Source organism: Psychromonas algarum, assembly GCF_004376845.1.
GTDB lineage: Bacteria > Pseudomonadota > Gammaproteobacteria > Enterobacterales > Psychromonadaceae > Psychromonas.
This window is the reverse complement of sequence record NZ_SNUW01000007.1, coordinates 189,548-198,952: the sequence shown is the minus strand read 5'-3', so window position 1 is coordinate 198,952 and position 9,405 is coordinate 189,548. Positions and strand designations below refer to the sequence as shown.

At 37.7% G+C, this 9,405-nt stretch carries 5 protein-coding genes and 1 pseudogene; 4 read left to right on the top strand and 2 right to left on the bottom strand.

The annotated features are described in order from the left end of the window. Window positions 1-371 precede the first annotated feature (371 nt). A complete protein-coding gene (locus E2R68_RS08485) occupies window positions 372-2,564 on the bottom strand; it encodes an Ig-like domain-containing domain (protein ID WP_134277260.1) in 2,193 nt (730 codons plus the stop codon). 174 nt (window positions 2,565-2,738) lie between these two features. Here E2R68_RS08485 and E2R68_RS14265 point away from each other — a divergent pair. The 4 genes and pseudogenes from E2R68_RS14265 to E2R68_RS08465 all read left to right on the top strand — a co-directional run bounded on the left by E2R68_RS14265 (window position 2,739) and on the right by E2R68_RS08465 (window position 8,549). Beyond that, window positions 2,739-3,446 (top strand): annotated as a pseudogene (locus tag E2R68_RS14265) (IS6 family transposase). A 146-nt stretch (window positions 3,447-3,592) separates the two neighbouring features. Further along, on the top strand, window positions 3,593-6,532 hold the full coding sequence (locus tag E2R68_RS08475) for an AAA family ATPase (protein ID WP_134277259.1): 2,940 nt from the start codon (window positions 3,593-3,595) through the stop codon (window positions 6,530-6,532). Continuing rightward, window positions 6,529-7,944: a DUF7017 domain-containing protein gene (locus tag E2R68_RS08470; protein ID WP_134277258.1), complete on the top strand. Its 1,416-nt coding sequence runs from the start codon at window positions 6,529-6,531 to the stop codon at window positions 7,942-7,944. Before E2R68_RS08475 ends, E2R68_RS08470 begins: the two co-directional genes overlap by 4 nt. A gap of 416 nt (window positions 7,945-8,360) precedes the next feature. After that, window positions 8,361-8,549 (top strand): hypothetical protein, encoded by a 189-nt coding sequence (locus tag E2R68_RS08465; RefSeq protein ID WP_134277257.1) that lies wholly within the window; start codon window positions 8,361-8,363, stop codon window positions 8,547-8,549. 53 nt (window positions 8,550-8,602) lie between these two features. Here E2R68_RS08465 and E2R68_RS08460 read toward each other — a convergent pair whose 3' ends face one another. After that, window positions 8,603-9,088, bottom strand: coding sequence for a hypothetical protein (locus tag E2R68_RS08460; protein WP_134277256.1), 486 nt, complete (start codon window positions 9,086-9,088; stop codon window positions 8,603-8,605). Window positions 9,089-9,405: the final 317 nt, after the last annotated feature.

Here is a 9,405-nt window from a genome sequence, read left to right as displayed (position 1 = left end):
TTCTGTTTTTAATGTTTTCGCGGCTTCACGAGCAAACGCTTCTAATTGCTTCTGATCCATAACTGCTTATCCTTTTCCAAATAGTAGGATTATAAATAAGCAGTTACACAGTTTTTATTACAGTCTCGAAAATAAAGACTACGTCTTAGTGATCTGCCATTAAGCAAAAGCATTGCGGATAGGTTTTAGGTTTAAAAAGTTGTCATTATTCAGGGTTAATAATGACAACTTTTAGTTAGGGGATCATCCTAGCTAGTTAAACACTTGATAACTGCTTTAAATTTCCCGATTGTAGCATCCTAATTATCACAAATACTAAGTATTGTTTATGAGTGTTTTTCCAACACTATTTATAATGGTTAGCTTAACTATTAATTTGAAAGTATTGATTCAGCAAATAAACTTCCGTCATCGTTAAGCGGGAATCCAACTGCACCTTCACTTTTAAAAGTGACTTTCCAACATGCAGTATTATCTATATTACCAATAATACTTTCTAAACTACGACCACAGGTATCTACATCAAAAATTGCATTCGTTTGATCAGCTAAATCAGGAATAATATCCGCACCATCTGGGTGGAAATACTGACGAAGGTGAATGATATTTGTCGGGATGTCATTATCTTCATCTAAACCACCTAAGCTTATCGCTGCTATGAAAGTACCAGGATCGGTAATAACGCCCGCATAACCATCGCTGAGATCTTCAACTTTAGTATTAATCATCGCATAGATAGTTTCTGCTTTACCAATACCTGATGGTGAACCTAAAACTTGGCCAACATTAGCGTGAGGGCTAAAATCAGTGCCTGTTTGAATGGTAACAATGTCTCCAGCTTGCATATTACGATCTGCAGTCCAACGAAATACACCTTCGTTTGTGGCTAATGCTTGATCTTTTTCACGCCAGAAAGCTTCTTTTTCATTGTTATAATCACGGTCAGAGAACATTATTTCCGTACCGCCATTAATATCTTTCTTTAACATATAAGCAATAGCATCTGGTGATTCAGCATTAGCCCCAACAAATACAATATCACCAGGTTCCAATGGTGTAGGTCTACCTGCAGATTTAAATTCGCTTAACGTTGCTCCGTTAAAAATATTGTTTTTATGATCAACAACAAATCCGTCCGTTATATTTATACTATATTCAGTGTTGTAATCTAACTTGTCAGTTGGAACAACTTTAATGCTATTATAAGTCACACTAACTTCCGGATCGCCTTTCTTATAGCTTTTGACCACAGTGTCACCTTGGTATACCAAGATATTACCTTCTCCTAAGGTAATTCCTTCATCAAATTTCAACTCAATGACGGTATCAGTATTTACACCTTGTAGCCCCATGCTAGGTGTGATTTTTTGTAATTTAGGTGCATCTATATCAAATGACTCATCACCTAATTGAACATATGCACCTTGAAACTTCTGATCTTCAGCATCCAATCCTTTTGATTCACTGTTCTGCCCTTCCCAGATAGTGTCTCCATTATCTAGTAGTAATTGAACACTTTGCATTTCAGTTTCTGAACTGTTCGGTTGAACAATACTTTCTATACTGCCACGGCTAGCTGCACGTAAAGTTTCAAGCTCGTTATTAATAAGCACAGGCTCATCTTGAGCGTCACCTGACCATTTAAATAATGCGAAGTTTTCTGCAACCTCAGCAATTGAAGCAGATGCAGGTCCAGCAACAATTAAGTAACCTTCACCCCATGGACTCATGTCGCGAATACCACGACCCGCTAAATTCAATTCAATAGGTAAGCCTAATATTGCTTCGCTTGCATTACCTGAAATTAACTCTTGATAATTATTGATCGTCACAATTAGAGCTTGGTTTCGTTCTGTCTGATCCATTTGAGGTGCACGAAAACCTAAAAGTAGCTGGCTAGAATCATGGCTGACAGCAGCACCTTCAATTGACATTCCCATAACACTTTCAGGTGTAACGCCATCTGCAGAAGAAGCAACTAAACCAAAATAATCTTTTCCTTTTCCATGTCGACCTTCAGTATCCCAAACTCTAAGATCTTCTTCTAAATTTGAGTATTTACCTATTAGTTCAAAGGTTATATTAGCGCCAGTTCCTGTAAATTCAACAGCAAGTATATGGCCGCGTTCGTCCATAACATCATCACCATTTCTTTTATTGCCATGAGAACCAACAATCAAAATTTTGTTATTGTCATAACGAGTAAGTGCTTCTACATCAAGCTCGCTTGCTTCTACTTCGCCATCTTCGGCATCTTTTTCAGAAAGTAAATATTGGTTGAAATTAAATTCTAATACTTGGTCACCACCTATTCGAGGGTAAACACGCAGTACATTTTCTTCATCGTCACCAACCACCATATAATCGCTATCAATTGCAATCGCACCTGATGCGTCTGAACTTCCTCTTTCAGAGTTTGCTGGCGTATAATCAATTAAATTAACTTCAACAGAACCTTGATCTTCAGTATTGCTATTTTCGTTATTATTAGTGTTGCTATTACAACCAGATAAAATTAATAATATTGATGTTGCAATTATTGTATGTTTAAGTTTGTTCTTCATGTGTTTCCCAATAAGGAGTGATTATTGGTTGGAAATTCTATTATTAATATGTTACATATAAATTACTTAATTATTAATTTATTAATAATTCATAGGGGCGCTGTTAATCAAATCAGGTAAAGGACGGTACTGTCAAGTTAAGGCCTCTTTCAAAAAACATGCGATAATCAAGGCATGAAAAATTCAAATATCTATGCAGGTTATCGTTATCCTGCTCAAATCATCAGCCACACAGTTTGGCTTTATCATCGTTTTACACTCAGCTTTCGTGATATCGAAGAGTTACTTGCAGCTCGAGGAATTGTTGTCAGTTATGAAACGATTCGTCAGTGGTGTAAAAAATATGGCTCAATTTACTGCAGCCAAATAAAAAAGAGTCGTGGTCAGCTTGGTGATACTTGGTATCTGGATGAAGTTTTTATTAAGATTAATGGCGTATTGCATTACCTTTGGCGAGCAGTAGATTAAGACGGTGATGAAATAGATATTTTGGTGCAAAAGCGCAAGGATAAAAGGGCTGCCATGCGTTTCTTTAAACGATTATTAAAAGGGCAGGGAGTGATGCCTTTGAAAATTGTGACAGATAAATTGGCAAGCTACTCTGCTGCAAAAAAAGAATTAATCCCAACCGTAGAACACTCAACCGTTCAGTATGAAAACAATGGATGTGAGCTTTCACATCAACCCACTCGGCAACAAGAAAGGCAAATGCGGAAGTTTAAATCTCATGGACAAGCCCAACGTTTTTTGAGTTGCCATGGTGTGATTAATAACTTATTTCGACCTGGTCGACATTTAATGCAAGCGAAGCATTATCGCCTTTTCCGTGATCGTTCCTTTGTCGAATGGAATAGGGTTAGTTGTGTCCAAAATTTAGCTTAAGGAGTATTTGGTCGAGATTACTCGGCTCAAGTCGATAACTTGACAATATCTTTTGATCTAGGTTATGACAATCTGAATAACTGCTTTTCGGTGATATCGAGTTAGGCGATACTATCATTTTATATCAATGGGGCCAGGTAAGTAATATGAGTAATTTTGACTTTCTAATAACTATAAAACCAGAGCTTGCTCAACTTGGTGCCAATGCAGAATTATATTGCCATAATGATAGGCAAGCCGCCTTGGTGAAGCTACGATGCTTTACTGAATTAACAGTCGGAGAGATTTATTCTCGGTTGTCGCTAATACCACCCGTTCAAGATGATTTGTTTAATCGCCTGCGTAGTCATGATTTCAAGGACGTTGTGGGTGATAATGCGATATGGATGAAATTAGATGTACTTCGTCGTAAAGGAAACAAAGCAGCTCATTCTATTGATTGCACTAAAGAGGTTTCACTTAATGAAATATTCTGGTTAATTAAAGAAGCCTATCTTGTAGCTCGTTGGTATGCACAAGCAATTCTTAATCAGCCTATTACCCCTCCTGAATTTGTTGACCCAGTTAAACCTATTGATCATACGTCTCGACTAGAAGCTGAGTTATTGCGACAACGCGAAGCGATTAAAGATCGAGAAGCTGAACTACAAGCTCAGCTTACTGCGAGTCAAGATACCCTAGAGCAGCAAACAAGTAAGTTGTTAGCTGAACTAGGTGAAAAAAGCGATACACTTTCCAGTGTTAAGAAAGAGCAGGCCTTATTACAACTCGCACTTGAGAAAAAACAAAGAGATTTAGTGGCTTCGCAGCAAGCTGTATCTGACTATCACGCACGTGAAGCGTTTAAACAAGCGAGTATTTCATCTGCCTCAAGTTTTGAACTCGACATGGAAGTAACACGTCGAAATATTGATATATTTGATTGCTTTGAAGATGTCACTCTGACGACAGACCAAAGCAAAATCGTTAAACAGGTAAATGAGTTTCTTAATGATACTAGTCAAAATGTATTTTTACTGAATGGCTATGCCGGAACAGGTAAAACCTTTATTACTAAAGGGATCACACAGTACCTTGAGCAGATTGGTCGGGAGTTCACCATTATGGCTCCTACGGGGAAAGCCGCTAAGGTGATTTCAGATAAAACAATGCAACCTGCGAGCACTATTCACCGCGTTATTTATAATTACGATAATGTTAAAGAGTATAAGGTTGATGGCGTCGAAGGTTCTGAAACTTACCGATGCTATGCTGAACTTAAAGTTAACATGGATACTGCGGAAGCGGTTTATATTATCGATGAAGCGTCAATGGTTTCCGATAGATATTCTGATGGTGAGTTTTTCCGATTTGGATCAGGGTATTTATTAAAGGATTTATTGAAATATATAAATATTGACCATAACGACCATAATAAGAAGATTATTTTTATTGGTGATAACGCTCAGTTACCACCCATTGGCATGAACACCTCACCAGCCCTCGATGCTACATATCTTAATGAAAAGTATCAAGTTGCTGTCACTTCTGGCTATCTGAAGGAAGTTGTTCGTCAAAAAGGAGATAGTGGTGTACTGAAAAATGCTGCGATGTTACGTGATGGACTAGAGCAAAATGTCTTCAATAAACTGCAAGTCGAAGTGAATGGCCGTGATGTCTGTAAATTGACCTCGGATAGTCTCCTCAATACCTTTTTAGATTCATGCGATGGAAAGGTCGGCCGCACTGGCGAAAGTGTGATTATCGCTTCTTCAAATCGACAAGTTGCAGAATATAATCGTTTGGTTCGAGAGCACTTTTTTAAAGACCAACAAGAAATGACTAAGGGAGATAAAATCATCTCCGTGGCAAACCACTACCGAGCGGATGCCAGTATTACCAATGGCGAATTTGGCATGATTAGAGAAGTGCTATCACCAGTCTCTGAAGTAGTTGGTGTTATTATTAGTGTCAAAGGTGATAACGGAGAAATGGTTAAGCGAAAAGTCGATCTTAGCTTCAGGGACGTAGTGCTGGGCTTTCGTAATGATTATGGTGAACCGTTCTTTTTTGAAGCAAAGATAATTGAGAATTTACTTTATAACGATCAGCCTACTTTATCGTCGGATGAGCACAAAGCTATTTATGTTCACTTTTTAAATAGAAATCCTCACCTCAACCGCAAGGGAAATGAACAAAAGCTAAGAATTGCATTGTTGCAAGACCCTTATTTCAACGCATTTAAAATTAAGTTTGGTTACGCTATTACTGGTCATAAAGCCCAAGGTAGTGAATGGAAAAATGTTTTCTTGCAATGTCAAACACATCAAAAGTCCTTAACTAAAGATTATTTTCGATGGCTTTATACTGCAATCACCCGTACTTCTGAAACTTTGTATGTGATGAATCCACCACAACTGCGCTTAGGGGCAGGTATGAAAATATCAGGTGGCTATCAACCTCATACAAGAGAGGCTGCTGCTCCTATTATGCAAGCAAGCAGGACTGAGTCAGTATTTGAAAATGTCCCCCCCGCCGAAAGTGTTGCTAAGTTTGATCTACAAACTGACGTTCCTCAACTAAAAAAGTTGAATCAACTTGTCATTGCATGCATTGAAGGTACTGGTATCACGATAGCTGACGTACTTAATTATAGCTATCAGGAACGTTATATTTTTCAGCGGGGTAGCGATCAAGCTTCTATTACCTTTAATTATAAAGGCAACTGGAAAGTGTCTGGAGTGAAAAGTATTGGCCAAGGTGGTTTTGATTCAGAGTTAATAACATTGTTAGGCCAGTTAGAAGGTGCCTTGCTGAATGTGCCTGGATCGTTGGGTAATACGCAGTTTAATTTTTCTGAGTCGTTCTTAGAAGAGTTTTACCAGCATGTACTTACGCAAGTCAGCAGCATTGGTGCTGGTATCAATAAAATAGATTCACGCCAATTTTGTGAGAGGTACTCTATTGTTAAGGAAAATGAATTGGCGATTATTGAGTTTTGGTATAACAAAGGTAACCAATTTACCAAAGTCCAGCCTATGCCCCAATTGAGCAACTCTACAAGATTGATTGATGAGGTAATAGGGCAGATTGGAGTCTTAGTATGAACGAGCCAGCTTTTCGTACCGTCAATAATTTGAGAAAGAGTGGTGACATAAAAGGAGCTTGGGAGCATGGCTTTCTAGCATTGCAGAGTGCACCTCAAGATACTTACTTAAAAGGTGCTTTATTTTGGGTTTGTTATGAGTTTATCAAGCAACAACTTGAGAAAATTGCTAAGCGAGCTGATGCATCAAACAACTATCGGCCCAGTGATTTTGAGTTTGAGCAATTAGAAAGCCTACTGCAAACTATAGTTAACTTGGAAATTGCCACTGGTGGTTTAGAGTACAAGATGCTTCTTGTTCAATTTAAAAAGAGTTTGGAATGGTTTCCAACACTGATTCATCTCGTTTTACGTCATCAAGTAGCTTTGTTTGACGATGAGGCTAAAAAGCCTTTTCAGGCTGAAAAAGGTGAAGTGCCCAGTTTGATGCTCTCAACTGCACGGCAAGTTGCCAGCGCATGGCTTAGAGCTCGTGAGCATTGGCAACTAGACCTTGATCAAGTGATGGCATTTATCAATCAAACACGTGAACAAGCATCCGATACTAAGCATATGATGTGGTTAGATTACGATCAGGCTAAATGCCTCGTTGTTGCTGGTCAGTATGATCAAGCTCGTTCATTGATACTTCCAATTTTAAGAAAAAAACAGAAAGAATCATGGGCATGGGGGGCGTTAGCTGCAACATATATAAAGCAGGATCAAAGCTTAGCAATGAAGTTTTTCGCTAAAGGTATTACGTCTGCTCATGATGTCACTTTTAGCTTGCGATTATTGCAAGGTGTGATCCCATTATTGCTTACCAATCAAAAGCAAGCTGAAGCATCGATGTGCTTAAAGACTGCGCTTGCGGTTTATCAAACCAAAGGTTGGAAGATAAAGCCTGAGTTAGAGCAGCTATCTATACAAGGTTGGTATAATGCAGGCGTAGATGAAAAACTGCTAACGTCATATTTAAACTCAATTTCGCAGGACGCTTTAGACTACTTGCATGGGCCAATGGAGAAGGTGATTGCTATTGTTGAGAACATTCATCAATCAGGTAAGGGATTCCAAGCTTTTGTGAATAAATCGACATCATTACCCGTTCGAATGGGCCTTCATAAAAGTAAGACTAGACCGCAAGTTGGTGATTATATTGAGTTGTCTTTATCTAAAGTTGATGGTGAAAAACAAGTGGTCGCATCAATCCCTAGTAAAGAAGCAACAATAGCTGATGTTTCATATGTGGAAGGTAATTTACGACTAACACCAAAAGGCTTTGGATTTATTGAAGATACTTTTGTTCCACCTTTTGTGGTAGATGGCAAAGCCAACGAAACCCAAGTGAGAGCACTAAGAATTATGGCGTGGGATAAATCTAAATCTCGCCATAATTGGAAGGCGATTAAATTAGTGGATCTCCTCGATTAATTTTTGGAAAGATACTTAGTCAACTACTTAGTCAACTACTTAGCATAAAGGTATCGCGCAAAGAGTGTCGAGAAAGTATCTTACCAAGATCGGCTACTTTTCTTGTATTTATAGTAATAAAAGAACCATGTTCGTTGTAGAGCGTTAGGTAAACTATTGTAACTTTTTTTGTGGCCTGCGTTCGCTTTGTAGCCTATTGAAAAGTATGTTTTTTTATTCGTTTATCGATAATTTTACAACATAAAATATTGAATTAAATTAAGAGGTTTCATATGCAAAGACCTAGAATCAATGAATGTACACGCTGTAATGGAACAGGCTATATTGGTAAATGGAAGCACATTGTTAATGGGATGTGCTTTGAGTGTGAGGGTGAAAATGGGTATGTCAGGTCTTCATATAAAAAAACGGGGCGTGTGGCGGGAAATAAAGATAGGTTTCGCCAAGAAATTATAGCTTCAATTGCGAGTGATGACTCTGTTCTTTCTGGACGTATCGATTTGTTGAGTGAGCCTGAAATTATTAGTGGTATGGCAACTCTTGCGGAAGAAGGTTTTGACGATGAGATACTTGCTGATTATGCTCATCAAATGTCGAAACGCTAATTACAGAGAAAGTATATAATTGGATTTATTAATAAAAGTACGTACCAGTGGTTTTATTTATTTAAACCTAACTTAAAATACTTCGATCTTAAAAGTAGATTTTCAGACGCATTTTTAAAAATAATAAATTGCCAATTAACTGTTTTTCCAGTTCGGGATTTACCCATATAAATTTTAACTATTTTATCTTCAACCTCATTTTTATAAGTGAAGTTACTACCGCTATGTATATCGCGCTGATTGTCATTTCTTTCATCGATATACTCTTCAGACATAACAAGGCTCCACTCTTCAGAAGCTTCAAGAAAGTTCTTTTTGGCTTCACCGTCTACTTTAATTGGGTAGCATCCATAATTTTCACCACCCCATTTATCTTCATAATTGCGAATTTCAGGCATATCCTCCTTTCTAGCAGTAATCCACCCTTTGCCATAGCGCAATTCATATATAGTTTCTCCATCAGGGGAATGTTGAAATTCCCAATCTAAGGCGCTTTCAAAAGTGTCAAAGTGCATCTCGCTAAAATTTGAAGTGGTCACAATCATCTCCATTTCTTTGTTGCTAGGATCTTTATTCGTTGAATATGTTCCACATATAGCAGATAAAAAATTCAATTTAATACTACATTAAGTGACAACAGGTTACTTTATTTGAATTTTTATTCAATGACTTATGCGATAAAGGCTATTTGACACATAATGTGATAATAACAATATTAAAATTTTTTTATCTTTGGAGGCTTCCACTGTTTAACTTATTAGTTCGGCCCTAAATTTGTAGATACCTTATAAAGTGATAATGCAGCAAGTAACTTAGAGGTGAATATGGTCAGTTCTTTGAAATTAATCAGTAATCC

Excerpts from the sequence above, each read along its gene's own strand:
- E2R68_RS08470 (WP_134277258.1), top strand. The coding sequence starts at position 6,529 with ATGAACGAGCCAGCTTTTCGTACCGTCAATAATTTGAGAAAGAGTGGT.
- E2R68_RS08485 (WP_134277260.1), bottom strand. The coding sequence starts at position 2,564 with ATGAAGAACAAACTTAAACATACAATAATTGCAACATCAATATTATTA.
- E2R68_RS08475 (WP_134277259.1), top strand. The coding sequence starts at position 3,593 with ATGAGTAATTTTGACTTTCTAATAACTATAAAACCAGAGCTTGCTCAA.